General features: G+C 44.7%; 15 protein-coding genes and 1 pseudogene. 10 read left to right on the top strand and 6 right to left on the bottom strand.

Annotated features, from left to right (window positions below; translation table 11 throughout):
- Positions 1-43 precede the first annotated feature (43 nt).
- Positions 44-355, bottom strand: a complete 312-nt coding sequence (gene rpsJ / locus ACWM1W_RS02140; RefSeq protein WP_000070912.1) for a 30S ribosomal protein S10 — start codon at positions 353-355, stop codon at positions 44-46.
- 274 nt (positions 356-629) lie between these two features.
- Complete coding sequence (locus ACWM1W_RS02135; RefSeq protein WP_034169664.1) at positions 630-1364, bottom strand: type 1 glutamine amidotransferase; 735 nt, start codon at positions 1362-1364, stop codon at positions 630-632.
- A 162-nt stretch (positions 1365-1526) separates the two neighbouring features.
- On the opposite strand from ACWM1W_RS02135, the gene ACWM1W_RS02130 reads away from it, so the two are divergent.
- The 7 genes and pseudogenes from ACWM1W_RS02130 (at position 1527) to ACWM1W_RS02100 (ending at position 8772) form a co-directional block, all read left to right on the top strand.
- Positions 1527-2729 (top strand): PLP-dependent transferase, encoded by a 1203-nt coding sequence (locus tag ACWM1W_RS02130; protein ID WP_375725880.1) that lies wholly within the window; start codon positions 1527-1529, stop codon positions 2727-2729.
- An 18-nt stretch (positions 2730-2747) separates the two neighbouring features.
- Positions 2748-4298, top strand: a complete 1551-nt coding sequence (locus ACWM1W_RS02125; protein WP_375725881.1) for a helicase HerA-like domain-containing protein — start codon at positions 2748-2750, stop codon at positions 4296-4298.
- Between the two features lie 152 nt (positions 4299-4450).
- The gene (gene hmpA / locus ACWM1W_RS02120) at positions 4451-5659 is read left to right on the top strand and encodes an NO-inducible flavohemoprotein (protein ID WP_005233731.1); all 1209 of its coding nucleotides are present in this window, start codon (positions 4451-4453) and stop codon (positions 5657-5659) included.
- Between the two features lie 88 nt (positions 5660-5747).
- On the top strand, positions 5748-6188 hold the full coding sequence (locus tag ACWM1W_RS02115) for an RrF2 family transcriptional regulator (RefSeq protein ID WP_175966140.1): 441 nt from the start codon (positions 5748-5750) through the stop codon (positions 6186-6188).
- 93 nt (positions 6189-6281) lie between these two features.
- Complete coding sequence (gene yihA, locus ACWM1W_RS02110) at positions 6282-7193, top strand: ribosome biogenesis GTP-binding protein YihA/YsxC (RefSeq protein ID WP_375725882.1); 912 nt, start codon at positions 6282-6284, stop codon at positions 7191-7193.
- Positions 7194-7295: 102 nt separating this feature from the next.
- Positions 7296-8240, top strand: a complete 945-nt coding sequence (locus ACWM1W_RS02105; protein WP_375725883.1) for a metal-dependent hydrolase — start codon at positions 7296-7298, stop codon at positions 8238-8240.
- A gap of 97 nt (positions 8241-8337) precedes the next feature.
- A pseudogene (locus ACWM1W_RS02100) lies at positions 8338-8772 on the top strand (VOC family protein).
- Here the strand turns inward: ACWM1W_RS02100 and ACWM1W_RS02095 are convergent.
- Positions 8769-10007 carry a dicarboxylate/amino acid:cation symporter gene (locus tag ACWM1W_RS02095; RefSeq protein ID WP_375725897.1) on the bottom strand — a complete coding sequence of 413 codons (1239 nt, stop codon included), beginning with the start codon at positions 10005-10007 and terminating at the stop codon, positions 8769-8771. The pseudogene ACWM1W_RS02100 and the gene ACWM1W_RS02095 overlap by 4 nt on opposite strands.
- Positions 10008-10149: 142 nt before the next feature.
- On the bottom strand, positions 10150-11022 hold the full coding sequence (locus ACWM1W_RS02090) for an acyl-CoA thioesterase (RefSeq protein ID WP_004786947.1): 873 nt from the start codon (positions 11020-11022) through the stop codon (positions 10150-10152).
- A gap of 282 nt (positions 11023-11304) precedes the next feature.
- Between ACWM1W_RS02090 and plsB the strand changes: the two genes are divergently transcribed.
- Positions 11305-13872, top strand: a complete 2568-nt coding sequence (gene plsB, locus ACWM1W_RS02085) for a glycerol-3-phosphate 1-O-acyltransferase PlsB (RefSeq protein ID WP_375725884.1) — start codon at positions 11305-11307, stop codon at positions 13870-13872.
- Between the two features lie 161 nt (positions 13873-14033).
- On the opposite strand, the gene ACWM1W_RS02080 is transcribed toward plsB, so the two are convergent.
- A complete protein-coding gene (locus tag ACWM1W_RS02080; RefSeq protein WP_375725885.1) occupies positions 14034-14846 on the bottom strand; it encodes an NAD-dependent epimerase/dehydratase family protein in 813 nt (270 codons plus the stop codon).
- Between the two features lie 33 nt (positions 14847-14879).
- On the opposite strand from ACWM1W_RS02080, the gene recG reads away from it, so the two are divergent.
- Together recG and ACWM1W_RS02070 are read left to right on the top strand one after the other, a co-directional pair.
- Positions 14880-16925: an ATP-dependent DNA helicase RecG gene (gene recG, locus ACWM1W_RS02075; protein WP_375725886.1), complete on the top strand. Its 2046-nt coding sequence runs from the start codon at positions 14880-14882 to the stop codon at positions 16923-16925.
- Complete coding sequence (locus tag ACWM1W_RS02070) at positions 16912-17547, top strand: ComF family protein (RefSeq protein WP_034169673.1); 636 nt, start codon at positions 16912-16914, stop codon at positions 17545-17547. The genes recG and ACWM1W_RS02070 overlap by 14 nt, the downstream gene beginning before the upstream one ends.
- Position 17548: 1 nt before the next feature.
- On the opposite strand, the gene ACWM1W_RS02065 is transcribed toward ACWM1W_RS02070, so the two are convergent.
- Positions 17549-17950, bottom strand: coding sequence for an NUDIX hydrolase (locus tag ACWM1W_RS02065; protein WP_034169674.1), 402 nt, complete (start codon positions 17948-17950; stop codon positions 17549-17551).
- Positions 17951-17972 lie beyond the last annotated feature (22 nt).

Genomic DNA, 17972 nt, shown 5'->3' with positions numbered 1-17972 from the left:
AAAGCGGCCTAATTAACTTAGAGCGTTAATTAACCCGAAAGCCTTAACCCAATGCGATCTGAACATCAACACCAGCTGCAAGATCTAACTTCATCAATGCATCTACAGTTTTGTCTGTAGGTTGAACGATGTCGATCAAACGTTTGTAAGTGCGGATCTCGTATTGGTCACGCGCATCTTTGTTAACGTGTGGTGATGTTAAAACGTTAAAACGTTCAATGCGTGTAGGCATTGGAATTGGACCACAAACTTGTGCGCCAGTACGTTTTGCTGTTTCTACGATTTCTTGAGCTGATTGATCAATAAGACGGTGATCAAAAGACTTAAGACGGATACGAATTCTCTGGTTAGACATACCAGTTAACTCCAAGCCAAATATATAAAGAATCACTCTTGACGCATCTCACCCCACTATTTAAAGGCAAGTGTCAAGAGCAGTGAAATATCACTAAGGTCGTGATCGATGCCACGACTGTAACGATAGTTAACTACTTTCTTCGCAGTTAACCCCCTTCCTATTGAAGGGTCGCTTATTATAGCCATTGTTTATTGCATAAGCAAATCCCTTTTACGGTTTTTCTTGCTGTATTTCAATTTATTCGGGAAATCAATTGTTTATTTTTTACCCACTAGGCCGTTTTTTCCAAAACATATTGAATGGCTTGGTTTAATATTTGATTTCCTTGAATAAAATTATTTTTGGTTGTTCTTTTCAGTTGTTGAATGTCCTGTACGTATTTTCCAGAAAATTGTGAAATTTCTTCTTCATTTTCCAAAAACAGCTTTAAAGTTTCCGGGGTAATTTCCGGATGAAACTGGAAACCCAAGACATTCTTGCCGAGTTGATACATCTGATTACGACAGGCTTCATTTTCTGCCAGATGAATCGCTCCCTTAGGAAGTTCAAAAGTTTCACTATGCCATTGCATGATTTCAAACTGTTCAGGTAAAACAAAACAATCCTCTGGTACATGTGCGACTTTGCGTACCGTGGTCCAGCCTAGCTCCTGTTCCTGGTTACGGCTGACGGCCGCACCCAAGGCATTGGCAATCAACTGCCCACCTAAACATAGACCAATTGTCGGCTTGCCTTGAGAAAGATAACGGCGTAACCAGCGTTTTTCGATCTTGAGCCATGGATAATTTGCTTCATCATTGACGCTCATGGTGCCTCCCATGATGATCAACAAATCAACTTCTTCAACTGCTGGTAAAGCTTCTATATCAAGTGGACGATCGACGGGTAAAGCAAAGAATTCAGTCGCAGTAATTTGCGCCTTATGCTGCTTTAAAAAATCAATACAACTACCAAAGCCCTCGCCAGCAATATGCTGAAAATAATGTACTTTTAACTGCGACTTCATGCGCCTAAACCTTTTGTTGTAGCTCTCTGATTTTAGGTTTTGCAAAAATGAAGCCAACTTTTTAGCAATGTCTGTTTTTTCAACATTTCACAACATAACTAGCAGCAATAATGAGATTCTCTTAAGCTAAAGCAATATTTGATTACATTTAAGAGCATTCACGTGAAAAAAAATCCTCAAACAGCGCTGATTCATGCACCACGAAAGGCCCCGCAATACATTTCGAGTATTCAACCTCCCTTGTTTCGTGCATCCACCATTGTCTTTAACAACACCGATGCCCTATTTAATCGCCATTGGACTGATGACTATGACTATAGCTATGGCACGCATGGTACACCGACGACATTTACCTTAGGCGATAGCATTGCCCAGATCGAAGGTGGTCAATATTGTTTGCTGGCACCGAGTGGTTTATCCGCGATTAATCTCGTGAATTCTTGTTTTTTAAGCCAGGGCGATGAAGTGTGGGTTGCGGATAATATCTATGGTCCAAACATGGAACATCTACGCAATCTGGAAACCCGCTATGGTATTCAGGTCAAAGTCTATAATGCGATAGATGCAGATACTTTTCAGCCCTCGAAAAAAGCCAAACTGCTTTGGCTGGAAGCAGCAGGTTCCGTGACTTTAGAATTTCCCGATTTGAGTCGCTTGGTCAAGAAGGCCCAAGCGAACAACATCCTCACTGCGCTGGATAATACCTGGGGTGCAGGCCTTGCCTTTAATGCATTTGATTTTGGTGACGATCATTTAAGTATCGATATGACCGTGCATGCCCTGACTAAATATCCAAGTGGTGGCGGTGATATCCTGATGGGTTCAGTAGTGACCCGCGATAAAGAACTGCACCATAAATTGTTCCGTGCGCATGCCATTCAGGGTATTTCAGTATCAGGTGATGATGTCGCTCAGGTACAACGTAGTCTGGCATCGATGCAACTCCGATATGAACATCAATCACAAAGCTGTTTAACCTTATTAGACTGGCTCAAACAGCAACCAGAATTTGTTCAGGTCTTACATCCGGCTGATGCTGACAACGCAGGTCATGAATACTGGAAAGAAATTTGCAAGCAAGAACACAGCGCCGGACTGGTCAGCGTGATTTTTGACAATAACTACAAGCTGCAAGATATTCGCAATTTCTGTGACAGCTTACAACTGTTTAAGCTTGGCTTTAGCTGGGGTGGTCCTGTCAGTCTGGTCATGCTATATAACTTAAAAGAAATGCGTGTGCTTGAACATTCACATTTGAAAGAAGGTTTTCTGGTTCGTTTCTGTATTGGTCTGGAACATCCCGAAGATCTGATTGAAGATATTCAGCATGCACTACAAGAAATGAAAAAACTTAAAAATGAATAAATAACAATAGGAAAATTTATGGGCACACTAATCATTATTGCTAAAAAAACCAGTGATACCACGCAAGATATTGTACTGCACTCACAGCTTGTCAACCGTCACGGACTAATTGCCGGCGCGACCGGAACCGGCAAAACGGTAACTTTGAAAGTTTTGGCAGAAAGTTTTTCCCGCATTGGTGTACCCGTGTTCCTTGCCGATGCCAAAGGCGATGTTTCCAGCCTGGCCAAGCCGGGGGAAAGCAATCCTAAGTTTGATGAACGCATTAAAAGCCTGAATATTGACTCACTTCCTTTTGAAGCTTCGCCGGTCGTGTTCTGGGATCTGTTTGGCGAACAGGGCCATCCGATCCGCACTACCATTTCTGAAATTGGGCCGCTTCTGCTTGCCCGCATCCTGAACCTGAATGACACACAAGAAGGTGTTCTCTCAGCAGTCTTCCGGATTGCCGATGATCAGGGCCTGTTACTGATCGACCTTAAAGACCTGAAAGCCATGCTGAGTTATGTCAGTGAACATGCTGCAGACTTTAAAGTGGAATATGGCAATCTTTCACCTGCCAGTCTCGGTGCGATTCAACGCAACCTGCTCGCGCTTGCTGATCAGGGTGGGGATAAATTTTTTGGTGAGCCGGCATTAGACCTGATGGATTTCCTGCAAACGGATAGCCAAGGTCGCGGTAATATCAATCTGCTGGCTGCCGACAAGCTGATGAACACACCGAAGTTGTACGCCACTTTCCTGCTATGGATGCTGTCAGAGTTATTTGAACAGTTACCAGAAGTGGGTGATCTAAACAAACCGAAACTGGTGTTCTTCTTTGATGAAGCCCACCTACTCTTTGATAATGCCAGCCCTGCCCTTCAGGAAAAGATTGAACAGGTGGTGCGTCTGATCCGCTCCAAAGGTGTCGGGATTTACTTTGTCACCCAGAATCCACTCGACTTACCTGAAAGCGTATTAGGGCAACTCGGCAACCGCATTCAGCATGCTTTACGCGCTTTTACGCCTAAAGACCAGAAGGCAGTCAAAGCGGCGGCAGATACCTTCCGTGCCAATCCAGAATTTAAAGTGCAGGAAGCGATTACTGAACTTGCTATGGGTGAAGCGCTGATTAGCTGTCTGGATGAAAAAGGGACTCCGCAGATTGTTGAACGTGGCTGGATCATGCCCCCACATTCCTCTTTTAGCCCGATTACACCAGAAGAACGTAAGGCACTGATGCAACAAAGCATCGTGGCTGGTATTTATGAGCAGGAAGTTGACCGTGACAGTGCGCATGAGATACTACAGCAAAAAGTACTGGAACGTCAGCAGCAGGCTCAAGCCGCGGAACTTGCCAAGCAGCAAGCCAAAGAACAGGAAGTTCTAGCTAAACAGCAAGCCAAGGAACAGGAACGTTTGGCACGTGAACAGCAAAAAGAAGCTGAACGTACAGCTAAGCAACGTGAAAAACTTACTCAGGATATTGTGGGTACCTTTGCTAAAAGTGCAGCACGTAGTCTTGGTGGTAGTACCGGCCAGAAAATTGTGCGTGGTCTATTAGGTTCCCTCTTCGGGCGTAAATAACCCTCCTTTCTCCGATCGAAAACATCATTTTTATGGGATATTTTTATATCCCATAACTTTTTTATGGTTTTATGCTTTTACTATATTGTAAAAGCATTTTATAAGATGTATTTTAAATACATCTTATAAATAACAGCCATGAGAGATCAGCTATGACTCCACAGCAAATTGACCTTGTAAAAGCCACTGTTCCTGTACTTCGTGAAAATGGGGTAGCCCTGACCGGTTATTTCTATAACCGCATGCTAGGCAATAATCCTGATTTGAAAGAAACCTTTAACATGGGACATCAACGCAGTGGAGCTCAAGCACAAGCCTTGGCAGGTGCGGTTCTGGCTTATGCTGAAAATATCGAAGATCCATCTGTGCTGTTACCTGTGGTTGAGCTGATCGCACACAAGCACGTGAGCTTAAATATTAAGGCACCGGACTACGGTATTGTTGGGGAAAACCTTTTATATTCGATCAGTGAAGTGCTGAACATTTCTATGGATGATCCACTGATTGATGCTTGGGCTGCAGCATACGGTCAACTGGCGGATCTGTTTATTGCAACTGAAAAAGCGATTTACGACCAGCATGAACAGACTAAAGGTAGCTGGTTAGGCTGGCGCAACTTCAAGATTGCCAAGAAAGTCGTGGAAAGTGATGAAATCACTTCGTTCTACCTGACTCCAGTTGACGGCGGTCCATTACCAAAATATGAAGCCGGCCAATACATTTCAGTACGTGTATTCGTGCCTGAGCTGAACCTAAAACAGCCACGCCAATATACTCTATCGACTTGCCCACAAGCGGATTACCTGCGTATCTCGGTGAAACGTGAAGACCAGAAAGGCGACATGGTTCCAGGCTGGGTATCCAATACCCTACACAGCCTGCCAGAAGGTTCAGAAATTGAAGTCTCTGCACCAACAGGTAACTTCTACCTGATCGATCCGAACAAACGTAATGTGTTCATCAGTGGCGGTGTAGGTCTAACTCCAATGGTGGCCATGCTAAACCAGCTGGTGACTCTGGACATGCCACAGCCTGTGACTTTTATCCATGCCTGCCGTAGCAAACAGGTTCATGCAATGAAACAGCATATTCATGACCTGAAAGCCAAATACCCACGTTTAAGCACAATGACTGCTTATGAATTCCCGCACCCAAGCGATAAACTGGGCGAGGATTATGATGTTGCCGGTCGACTGGACTTAAGCACTGTAGATAGCGCATTATTACCAGCCAATGCAGACTACTATCTCTGTGGCCCAATGCCATTTATGGCTGAACAGCAAAAGGCACTTGTCGCTCGCGGAATTCCTGCTGAGAACATTCATAGCGAAGCCTTTGGCACAGGTGGTGTACGCCACTAACTGCTTCTTCAGCTTAAAATAAAAACAGAGGGTTAGTCTGGTATGCTAGACTAACCCTAATTTTTTCATCAAAAACATCAGTATTATCATGCAACTGAATAAATTTACTGACTATGCGCTGCGCATACTGATGTATGTTGCACAACCTCGTGATCTGCCTTATACAATTGCCGAGCTGGCGGAGCGCTTACAGATTTCACAGAACCATGCCATGAAAATCGTCTACTTTATGGCAAAACAGGACTGGCTCATTACCTCTCGCGGTAAAGGGGGTGGAATCCGTCTTAATCCAGCTGCCCTGAAAGTTCAGCTAGGACAGATTGTGCGTATTCTACAACGTGATAACCAGATTGTAGAATGTAATGATCCACCTTGTATATTACGTACCAATTGCGGATTAAAAGGCATTCTGGATCAGGCTGTGGAGCAGTTCTATACCATTCTGGATCAATATATTCTGGGTGATGTCGTTGAACCGACTAAGGAACATTTTAGTATCCAGTCACCGATTAGTCTGATCAATCTCTAATACCCTTATTCTATTGAACAATTCTAAAGTTCGCTTGCCCGCCCGACTTCCTTTATAATAGCTTCTTGTATAATTAGTCATTGAAGTTGAGTCATGCATCACAGCAGAGGAAAGTCGAAAAACAGTAAGGCATCAAATGCCCCAAAGCAAAAGATCAGCTATGAAAAAAAGGTCGATCCAGCCATTACTGAATATTCGGTACAAGCCCTCAACTGGTTACGCAAAGCTGAGTTCCTGATGAGTGCACCCAAGCTGAGCTTGTGTGTAGAAGATACCGGTTATGAAGTGGCTTTTGCTGGCCGCTCTAATGCAGGTAAATCGAGTGCCATCAATGCCCTGACCAATCAGAAACAGTTGGCCCGTGCGTCCAAAAAACCAGGCCGTACCCAGATGATCAACTTCTTTAGCCTTGGCAATCCGGATCAGCGTTTGGTCGATTTACCGGGTTATGGCTATGCAGCGGTCCCAGAAGCCATGAAAATTGTCTGGCAGAAAGAACTGGAAAACTATTTGATTCACCGTAAGAGCCTGCAAGGTTTAGTGCTGCTAATGGATATCCGTCATCCGCTACAACACTTTGATGTGATGATGCTGGAATGGGCGTATTCACGTAAATTATTCGTACATGTCCTGTTAACCAAAGCCGACAAGCTGAACCGTGGCCCCGCTTCGAAAGCGCTACAAGAAGTGAAAGCCAAACTGAAAAAGATGAAGCTGGATTTCTCGATTCAACTATTCTCTTCTCTAAACAAGCAAGGTTTGGAAGAACTGGCCAGTGTGATGGGCGGCCGTTTAAACTTCACTTTGAATCAAGCACCTGAATTTGATCTGGACAGCATTCCTGAAGCTTCAATGCATGGTTTAAACGAAGCTGATGAACCAATTGAATTATTAGAAGATGAAACCAACAGCGCTCATGAAGTCACTGCCAGTGAACTGAATGATCTGGACGCGCCTCTAGAAGCAGATCCAACAAAGATTGTCGAACAGGATCCACAAAAATAAGCCGAATGTGTTTCATCGGATAAAAGAATGTCCCGTATTGCCTGCTGCAATTCGGGATATTTTTTTCATACTGTCTTGATCAAGCAGTGATGGATTCACACCATGTCTTTACTTTCGCGCTTCAAAACAACAAGAATTGGCTCTTCCATTTCCTATTTTATCCAGCCTCGCAAAGTCAGCTTTGAATGGCAAGACACTCCAGTCGACTGGATTCCTGATCAGCCCTTTGCCAGTTACTTCGTCAATGAAATTAATAATATTCTACCCGCGGGTGAACTCTGGTTCTGCCGTTTATATAACAAAGTCCTCCCCCAGATCACTGACGAAAAATTAAAGCATGATGTGCAGGCGTTTATCCGTCAGGAAGCCATGCATGCCCAGGCACATAATTCGGCCAATAAAGAATATTTATCTGAACGTCAGATTGATATCCAGCGCAATCTGGACATCATGCATTTCCTATTTAACAAGCTGCTCGCCGATCAGCCATTCGGTTTCAAAATTCCTAAACTCTTAGAACACCAATGGGATCTGTTCCGTCTCGGTATCATTGCGACGATAGAACACATGACCTGCGTTTTGGGTAAATACGCACTCTACAATACTGAATGGGAACGTTTGGGTGCTGATCCGAATATGCTGGATCTGGTGAAATGGCATGGTGCTGAAGAAATCGAACATCGTAGTGTGGCTTTTGATTTATATCGTCACCTAGGTGGCGGCTATATTGCCCGTTATTATCTAAGTGTGGTGGTCATTATTGGTGTAATTGGCCTTTGGGTGGATGGTGCTGCACATTTAATGGCACAGGATCCACGCTTTAAACCACTTAAACCTGCCATATATAAACCCTGGATTTGGAAAGAATGGTTACGTATTTCCCAGTTAGATAACCGCCTGTTGCCAAATCCACTGTGGTTAGTATCCCAACAGCTCGGCTACTTAATGCCCTGGTATGATCCGGTGCATGAAGGCAGTACCGATGATGCGCTGCATTATCTCAACCATTCACAGGCAGCCAAACGTGCTACTCTCAAAGTCGCTTAAGCTTGCCTGTTATTACAATTTCTAACAGCAGGGATCTCTTCCCTGCTTTTTATTTGTCCTAAGATAGAAATATAGCAATCATAATCAGGAGGGAGTTATGCAAGCACGGATTTCTGTGATTACCCTCGGTGTGCTCGATCTGGAAGCTTCATTACGCTTTTACCATGACGGACTGGGTTTTCCCAGTGAAGGCATTATGGGTGAAGAGTTTGAATATGGCACGGTGGCTTTTATTCAGTTACAACCTGGTCTTAAGCTTGCCTTATGGCCACAGCGTAGTATCCAGCAAGATACCGGTCTGGAGCCGAGTCCAATCTGTCCGACTCAAATGACTCTGGGACATAATGTTTATAGTCCCTTATAAGTCGATCAAGCAATGGCACAGGCAGAACGTGCCGGTGCTAAAATTATTAAACCTGCACACACGACTTTTTATGGCGGATATGCAGGTTATTTTCAGGATCCCAATGGTCATCTCTGGGAAATTGTCTGGAATCCAGACTTAGATAAAGCTGAATTAGACAAAGATTAAACTGGCACTTCAGGCTCGCGGGTATGTCGATCTACCACCACACTAATCATCATATCGCCCTGTACATTGACCACAGTACGTACAGTATCCAGCAGACGGTCAATCGGAAGTAAAATCGCAATCGCTTCAGCAGGCAGCCCCACCGATTGCAGCACCATGATCATGGTGACCATGCCGGCGCTTGGAATGCCCGGTGCACCTAGGGACGCAATCATTGCCGTGGCACAAACCACCAGCTGCTGACCTAAGGTTAGATCCAGCCCCATCAGATTGGCAATAAACAAAGCTGCGGCTGCTTCATAAAGTGCTGTTCCATCCATATTCAGCTGCGTGCCAAGTGGAATCACAAAACCGGCTGTTTGCGGACGTACGCCTAGATTTTCCTGCGCGCACTTTAAAGAAATCGGCATGGTTGCCGAACTGGAACTGGTGGCAAAGGCGGTAATTAATGCACTACGGGTGCCTTTAAAAAAGGTCAGTGGATTCATTTTTCCGAAGATCCATAGCAATAACGGCAACACCACTATCCCATGAAAAATTGTGGTACCTGTCACCACTGCCGCAAACTCGGCCAGACGGCTCAGTACTGAAATATCTTCAGTGGCAATTAACTTGGCGAGTAATGCAAAAATCCCAATCGGTGCCAGTTTCATGATCCAGCCAATCATCAACATCATGATGTCAAAAAGCTGGTGACTGAGCTTACGCACAGTACGGAAGCTGTCTCCACCTGCGACCAGCGCCACACCGATAAACAGAGCAAAAATCACAACGGCCAAGACATTGCCATCAGCAAAGGCCTTAAAGGGGTTGATCAGGGTATTCTGAATAAAATTAGTAAAGAAAGAAGAGGGCGTTAAAGTATCAGGCGTTTGATGCTGAGCCATGGCATCCTGAAACATCACCACATCCACACCTCTCCCTACATCAAACAGATGTGCACAAGTGAGGCCAAGAATCAGTGCCAATGAGGTGGTGGTCACACAACACAGCAAAGTAATTTTCCAGGTTCGACTCAGCTGTCCCCCCGCCCGCAGATTAGAGACCCCAACCACGATTGAAGTAAAAATCAGAGGAATCAAAATCATTTTCAGCAGGCCAATAAAAAGGCTGCTGGCAATTCCAATCCCGTATAGGCCGACATTAAAAAATGTGCTTTGTGGAAATAAAGTCAGTAAAAATCCAAACAGTACCCCCAATACGGCGGCAATTAAAATCTGCGTATTTAAGCTCATTTTACATGCATTTTTAATATTGATCTTAAGGGCAATATGCCATGCAAATACTGGAGAATCGAGTAATTTTTTATAAAGAGCCATGCTTAAAAAACATAAAGCCGGATCTGGGATCCGGCTTTATTTAGATTAAAAGTCCGCTTTACTGGGTTTCAATTTCACGTAAACGGATCAAGCCTTCTTGTGTGGTGCTACAGACCAGCTCACCATTTTGCCACATGCGGCCAAAGTTCAGACCACGCGAACTGGCACTTTGAGTAGCATCCATGTCGTATAACATCCATTCATCTACCCGGAACGGTTTATGGAAATACATGGCATGGTCAATACTGGCACATTGCAAGCTTGGAGACAGATAACTCAAACCATGCGGACGTAGTGCCGTGGTCATTAAGGTAAAGTCCGAATAGAAAGCAGCAATCGCCTGATGCAGGGAAATCTCATCCACTTCTGCAGCAATCTTTCCATGAGTACGGATATAGTGCGCATAATTCGGCGCTTCCGGTTGCGGCTGGAATGGGTTCACCGGCATTACAGGACGAATCTCGACATGACGGTCACGCATGAAAGACGCACGTACATTTTCCGGAATAAATTCAATAATCTGCCGGGTGAGTTCTGCTTCATTTTTCAGGCTTTCTGCCGGTGGATATTCAGGTTCTGAAATCTGATAGTTCAGGCCTTCTTCCTGATGCGCAAAAGAAACCATACACATGAAAATGGTACGGCCATGCTGAATGGCGCGAACCTGACGACTGACGAAACTTTTGCCATCACGGATACGGTCTACTTCATAAATGATCGGTGCATTGACATCGCCACCAAACAGGAAATAGGCATGCAATGAATGCGCAGGACGATCTGTAGTATAAGACGCAGCACGTAGAGCCTGCCCCAAGACCTGCCCACCAAATACGCGCTTGCCTACCAGATTACGGCTAATTCCCCGGAAAATATTTTCTTCTAACTTTTCTAAACTGAGCAGCTCGACCAGTTCCTGTGTTAAGGCATTCATAAGCAACCTGTGTGATATTGGCAAGATCCAAAAGTGTAGAAATAAATCTATACAATTTATTCTGAATATTCTGCCATAAAATCCAAGCAATCTTCTAAAGATTGATTGACTGTTCTGTCAACTACTCTTGCAACTTACTAGGAAAAACATCTGCTTTCGCGCTAAAATTGAACCACTTCGATTGAATTTGTCAGAAAATGACATATTGTTTGTTTTTATAATCAATCAAAATAAATTCCCTCAGAAATTCTGTAGTTTTGGTCAGTAAAATTAGGAGTAACTATGTCCAAGAGTGGCTTTGGTCAAATGTATCGCAAGCTTTCAAGTAAGCTACTTGATCTTGTGGTCACCCCGCATGTTCTTGGGAAAGTACCAAGTGAAGTGACAACTCCTACTACTGACCAGATTCCGGCAGCGCAGCAGAAAATTGTCTGCTATATCTTGCAGAATCATTCACGCAGTAATGCGCTGGTAGTTGATGCAGAAACTCGCCGTTTAAATATGCCACCTGCGCTCGATCCTCTACAGATTGGTGACAGCAAGGAAAAGGCTTCAGTGCTGTTCCTGCAGTACCATGATGAGAATAATCTGCTTAGCTCACCACCACATGCCTTTCCACCACGTCTGTTACGTCTGATTGAAGTACTCGAAAAAAATCCTGAACTAGACGTGGAACTAGTACCGGTCACTGTGCTCTGGGGTCGTGATCCTGAAAAAGAAGATTCCTGGTTCAAGCTTTTATTTACCGATACCTGGTCAACACCAAGCCGAGTCAAACAGCTGGTGAATATCGGTCTGCATGGCCGCCAGTCTTATCTGGAGTTTCATGAGCCGCAATCTTTACGCGCCCTCATGGACTTTGCCAAAGAAACGTATCCAAATTCAGCGCCAGCGACCTATATTGTTAGCCGACTAAATGATTATCTAGATGCACAGCGTGAAGTGATTCTCGGCCCTGACCTGTCAGATCGCCGTAATGTGATGCATGGCCTGATTAAATCTCCGGATGTACAGGCGGCTATTCGTAACGAAAGTATCCGTAGCAAAATCAGTATGCTGGAAGCAGAACGTCGTGCGATTGGCTATCTGAATGAAATTGTATCGGACTATTCTCATTCTACCGTGCGCTTCGCCGATAAAGCCTTGACCCGTTTATGGACCCAGCTCTATGACGGTGTTGAAGTGCATAATTTCAGTACCGTGCGTGAACTGGCCAAAGATTATGAAATTGTCTATACGCCATGTCACCGCAGTCATATCGACTATTTATTATTGTCTTACGTAATCTATCGCCGTGGCCTAATGGTGCCTTATATTGCGGCAGGCGATAACCTGAACATGCCATTTGTGGGTCAAATCTTACGGGGTGGTGGTGCTTTCTTTATCCGTCGTACCTTCCGCGGTAATGCACTTTATACCACTGTATTTAAAGAGTATCTGTATAGCGTGCTGTCGCGTAATACTCCACTGGAATACTTTATCGAAGGTGGCCGTTCACGTACTGGTCGTCTGCTGCCACCGAAAACCGGCATGCTGGCGATGACAATACATGGTCATTTACGTGGCAAGGCCAAGCCAATTGTCTTTGTTCCGACTTATATCGGCTATGAACGCCTGATGGAAGGTGGTACTTATGTCGGTGAGATGAACGGCAAGCCGAAAGAAGCAGAATCTATTTTCGGTATCCTGAAAACCTTGCGCAAAATTGAACGTATTTTTGGCAAGGTCCATCTGAATTTCGGTGAACCAGTATTTCTGGATGACATCCTGAAACAGCATGGTGCAGAACATATCAAAATTGAAAAGAATGATGATCCGATTCCGCAGCCGGTATCTGATGCAGTCAATAGTTCTGCTCAAGCCATTCTGGAAAATATCAACCGTGCAGTCGTGGTGAATCCGGTTTCACTGCTGTCACTCATTTTATTGGCAACACCGAAACATACCCTGGACGAAGAAATCTGTATCAAGCAGCTGGATACCTACCGTAATCTGCTGGTGGCTTTACCTTATGATGAGCGTATGCAAATTACCTCACTTTCAGGTAAAGAGATTATTGCCTATGCAATGAAGCTCAAGCTGATCAAACGGGTGAAACATGTTCTGGGCGATATTATTGCGATTGAAGATAATCAGGCTGTATTGCTGACCTATTTCCGTAATAACATCGTGCATAGTTTTGTACTGCCTTCCCTGGTTGCAGCACTGGTAGAACACAACGGCATGATTCGTCGTGAAGATGCGATTAATGCCAGCAGTACGCTCTATCCGTTCCTGAAAGCCGAGCTGTTCCTAAAATGGAAAGAAGACGAAATTCAGCAACACGTTGACGCATATATCGATGCTTTACTTGCAACCAACCTGATCAGTGAAGATGGTGAAAATCTGGTAGCACCAGCACCAAATACTGAAGCGCATCACCAGCTTGAAGTTCTGGCTGCTCCAGTGACCCAAAGTCTGGAGCGTTACTATATGACACTGGCTTTAATCACTCAGCGTGGACCAGGCAACATTTCGACCCGTCAGGTGGAAGAACTGAGTCATCTGGTGGGGCAACGCCTTTCTGTACTATATGAATTCAACTCACCAGAATTCTTTGATAAAGCCTTATTCCAAAGCTTTATCAAAGTTTTGACGCAAAAAGGCTATATATGTACCAACGAAGACAATGCCATTGTCTATGATGAGCAGCTGACCAATGTTGCGCAGTATGCAGATCTGGTACTGGATGAAGTGAAGCTGCAAATGCTGCATCACATCACGTCCTTTACCGATGAAGAGCTGAAAGAAGCATTAGATGCAGTTGCGGCTGAACAAGCCAAGAAACGTGCGAAACGCAAGAAAAAGTAAAGCTTAAGTAAAGGAAAAGAGAGGTTTTTGCCTCTCTTTTTTTGCTTGAGAATTAATAAAAATAATAGATATTCCCTCTCCTTTTAGGAGATGGTTAGAGAGAGGTGATTTAAAAAACCCTCCTCCTAACCTCCTCCCAGAGGAAGGAGGAACTTCCAAATTTATAAATCAGTCTTATTCATCAACTCTAAATAATCCTGAAAACAATCTGGATATTGTAATTCAAATCCCATCTTTTCAATTCTTGTGGCATACAGCTTTTTACCCGTCACCCTGTCACTTTCCACTTTCAATATAGGTACGCCCATCTGCTGCTGAAACCATTGCAGGACTTCATGCAGAAGTCTTGGCTGATTATTGGTCAAAATATATGAAGAATCAGGATGTTCCACGTGAATCATCTGAGCTAGAAAACGTGATAAGTCTTCAATATGAATCCGATTCGACCAATGCAGATTTGGATAGCTGGTCATTGATGCTGCCATTTTCTGCATACGTGCCACAGAAGCCCCATAAATCCCACTTGGGCGGATAATGGTGCATTGTTCAGGATAAGCCGCGAGATATACCTGTTCCATCTGATGCAGAATTTCACCTTGAACATCATTCGGATAAATTTCAGTTTCATCATCCACGCTTTCACCTGCATTCTGTCCATAAACCCGGGTTGATGACACCACCACAATTCTTTTTACCGGATGGAATTTCAAGGCAGTGACGATTGGCTGAACCGAATCCAGATAAATGTGCTGATAGGCTTCGACACCACTCTGTTTGGGACTGAGTAACACATAGACCCAATCTATCGGAGCGACTACACTTAAATCCAGAGTGTGCACATCCTGAATCAGATGAGTTGCGAATGAATCTGTTTTGGGACTTTGGCTAATTGTGCTAATTTGATGACCTTGCTCAAATAATTGTTTAGCTACCCGCTCGGATGTTTTACCATAACCAATAAATAAAATATGCATTCGACACCGAATCACAGACCTGGTTGAGGGGACATGGCTGCAGTCCATCAGTTACAAGGCGTTGGCAATGCCGCCGCTGCTTTACTCGAAAAACTAAATATCTTTAATACTGATGATTTGCTTTTTCATCTACCACGTGACTATGAAGACCGTAGCACGATCATTCCCATGAATCAATTGACAGTGGGACGCAGCTATTTGCTGGAAGGTGTCGTGAAAGGGGTTGATTTCCCTCCCGGTAAACGCAAGTCCATGGCGGTGTTACTGGATGATGATTCTGGCAAAGTAACCTTGCGCTTTTATCATATTTATAAAGGCATTACCGATCGCTGCAAGCTCGGTAACCGTTTAAGAGTCTTTGGTGAAGTGCGAGTCGGTGCCCGTGGCCTGGAAATGTATCATCCAGAGCTGCAAGTGATTACTGAACATACACCTCTGCCTCATACCCAACTCACCTCGATCTATCCGGCAACCGAAGGACTGACTCAGCCCAAGCTGCGGGAATATATTAAACAGGCACTAGAACTGCATAGTGATGACTTGCCTGAACTGTTGCCACAAAAATTTAGCAATGGTTATGGCCTGAAGCAGGCATTGGAATATATTCATCATCCGCCGTTGGATGCCAATATGTTGCAGCTCACTCAAGGCTCACATCCAGCACAGCAGCGTCTGATTTTTGAGGAACTGGTGGCGCATCAAATCAGTTTACTGACTCGGCGTGCCTTTATTCAGCAGATTGAAGCCCCTTCATTTTCCCCGAGTAAAACCTATGCCAAACAGCTTTTGGCCGGTTTACCTTTCGAAATGACCGGTGCACAAAAACGTGTATCCAAAGAAATTGCTAAAGACCTGAAGCAGAATAAACCAATGCTACGTCTGGTGCAGGGTGATGTGGGTGCAGGAAAAACCTTGGTTGCCGGCGTAGCAGCCTGTCATGCCCTAGAAGAAGGCTGGCAAGTCGCGCTGATGGCACCCACTGAAATTCTGGCCGAACAGCATTACCTCAACTTCAAGCGCTGGTTCGAACCACTCGGTTTAAATGTCGCCTGGCTTTCCGGGAAACAGAAAGGTAAAGCGCGTGCTACAGCAGAGCAAGTGATCCGTGATGGCAGCGCGGATCTGGTGGTGGGCACACATGCCCTGTTTCAGGAAAATGTCGAGTTTGCCAAACTGGGCTTAGTGATTATTGATGAGCAGCATCGTTTTGGGGTCGATCAACGCTTAGCCTTGAGAAATAAAGGCTTGGATGGCATGTCGCCGCATCAACTGGTGATGACCGCGACCCCGATTCCACGCACGCTTGCCATGTCAGCCTATGGGGATCTGGATACTTCGATTATTGATGAACTCCCACCGGGCCGTACTCCGATCCAGACTGTGACTATTCCGTTAGATCGGCGAGAAGAGGTTCTGCAACGGATTGCCACGAATTGTGCTGAAGGTAAGCAAGCTTATTGGGTATGTACCTTGGTAGAGCAATCTGAAACACTGGATGCCCAAGCTGCAGAAGCAACCTTTGCCGAAATTAAGGAACGCTTTCCTGAACTGAATATCGGTCTGGTACATGGCAAGATGAAAGCCGATGAAAAACAGGCAGTCATGCAGGAATTCAAAGACAATAAACTACAGCTACTCATTGCTACAACTGTGATCGAAGTCGGTGTTGATGTCCCGAATGCCTCCATTATGGTGATTGAAAATGCCGAGCGTCTCGGCCTGTCACAACTACATCAGCTGCGTGGTCGGGTTGGCCGGGGTGCCAAAGCCAGTTTCTGTGCCCTCCTTTACAAAAATCCATTGTCCCAAAATGGTCAGGAACGTCTGCGCATCATGCGTGAAACCAATGATGGATTTATCATTGCCGAGAAAGATCTGGAATTACGTGGTCCAGGTGAATTACTGGGTACCAAACAGACCGGTGATATGGGTTTCCGTGTAGCCAAGCTGGAACGTGATGATCACTTGTTGAATCAGGCCCATTATGTCGCCCAGCAGATGCTAAAAGATTATCCGAAACAGGCGGATGGATTATTAAAACGCTGGCTACCTGAGGCTCCACGCTATGCCTATGTTTAAGCTTTTACAACAGGGTAAACTCTGGCTGAATCGTTTACAGCCTTGTCAGCTGTGCCAGACAGATTATCAAAACCTGCATTCTGTCTGTCAGGATTGCTGGCAACAGTTACCTTGGGCACATCAGACCATTCAGCGTCAGGAAATGCAGTTTCAAGTGGCTTGTGACTATGCCTACCCAATGGATCGCCTGATTCAATTATTTAAATATGAACAAAAGCTGCATCTGGAACCTTTATTGGCAGGTGCATTACTGACCTTAAAATTTCCTAAAATCAGTGCAGTGGTTCCTATGCCGATTTCAACCGAACGGCTGGTCGAACGTGGCTATAATCAATCCCTATTACTGGCCAAGCATGTTGCCAAACACTTACAAGTTCCTGTCTGGCAGCCCATTGAACGACTCAAGCAACATTCACAAAAAGGCTTAAGCCGTCTGGAACGTATCGAAGACATTGAAGCCCAATTCAGGGTCACTACCTCTTCAAAAGTTCGTTATCGTAAGGTTCTGATTATCGATGATGTGGTTACGACTGGCAGCTCGATTCGAGCTTTAAGCCAGCAACTGGAAAAACTGGGCTGCCAGCAGATTTACGCCGCTTGTCTGGCAGGAGCCAAACTTTAAATCAGGCTTGTACCAATAAGTTCTTTTTAACCCAGGGTATGACAATTTCTGTAGTCAATGGTGCAAGTTTCACATCTTTCTGATTCAGGTCCACCCATTTCATTTCGGCAATCTCAGCCTCAATATGTGGCTCGCCATCTAATTGCACCAGATAAACATAACTGACCAGTTGATGATCCGGTTCGTTGGCAGTTTGTGTCTCAAAACGCCCAATGAATTGCTGAATCTCAGCCTGACAGCCAATTTCTTCCTGAATTTCACGTAGCAGGGTGCGTTCAGGTGCTTCATCCGGTTCCAACTTGCCACCGACTTGCATGAAACAGTCAGTATTTTTCTTACGAACCACCAGCAGCTGCTGATCAGAATTCAAAATAATGGCAGCTGCAACGGTAATAATTTTCATGAATTCGGAACGATCAAATAGG

It is taken from the genome of Acinetobacter sp. TW_SC_4 (genome assembly GCF_054861205.1).
The sequence above is the reverse complement of the archived record's forward strand: the minus strand, read 5'-3'. Positions and strand labels throughout refer to the sequence as shown.

Bases quoted from the DNA above. Each gene is read 5' to 3' on its own strand.
- rpsJ (WP_000070912.1), bottom strand. From the start codon at position 355: ATGTCTAACCAGAGAATTCGTATCCGTCTTAAGTCTTTTGATCACCGT.
- ACWM1W_RS02135 (WP_034169664.1), bottom strand. From the start codon at position 1,364: ATGAAGTCGCAGTTAAAAGTACATTATTTTCAGCATATTGCTGGCGAG.
- ACWM1W_RS02125 (WP_375725881.1), top strand. From the start codon at position 2,748: ATGGGCACACTAATCATTATTGCTAAAAAAACCAGTGATACCACGCAA.
- hmpA (WP_005233731.1), top strand. From the start codon at position 4,451: ATGACTCCACAGCAAATTGACCTTGTAAAAGCCACTGTTCCTGTACTT.
- ACWM1W_RS02115 (WP_175966140.1), top strand. From the start codon at position 5,748: ATGCAACTGAATAAATTTACTGACTATGCGCTGCGCATACTGATGTAT.
- yihA (WP_375725882.1), top strand. From the start codon at position 6,282: ATGCATCACAGCAGAGGAAAGTCGAAAAACAGTAAGGCATCAAATGCC.
- ACWM1W_RS02105 (WP_375725883.1), top strand. From the start codon at position 7,296: ATGTCTTTACTTTCGCGCTTCAAAACAACAAGAATTGGCTCTTCCATT.
- ACWM1W_RS02095 (WP_375725897.1), bottom strand. From the start codon at position 10,007: ATGAGCTTAAATACGCAGATTTTAATTGCCGCCGTATTGGGGGTACTG.
- ACWM1W_RS02090 (WP_004786947.1), bottom strand. From the start codon at position 11,022: ATGAATGCCTTAACACAGGAACTGGTCGAGCTGCTCAGTTTAGAAAAG.
- plsB (WP_375725884.1), top strand. From the start codon at position 11,305: ATGTCCAAGAGTGGCTTTGGTCAAATGTATCGCAAGCTTTCAAGTAAG.
- ACWM1W_RS02080 (WP_375725885.1), bottom strand. From the start codon at position 14,846: ATGCATATTTTATTTATTGGTTATGGTAAAACATCCGAGCGGGTAGCT.
- recG (WP_375725886.1), top strand. From the start codon at position 14,880: ATGGCTGCAGTCCATCAGTTACAAGGCGTTGGCAATGCCGCCGCTGCT.
- ACWM1W_RS02070 (WP_034169673.1), top strand. From the start codon at position 16,912: ATGCCTATGTTTAAGCTTTTACAACAGGGTAAACTCTGGCTGAATCGT.
- ACWM1W_RS02065 (WP_034169674.1), bottom strand. From the start codon at position 17,950: ATGAAAATTATTACCGTTGCAGCTGCCATTATTTTGAATTCTGATCAG.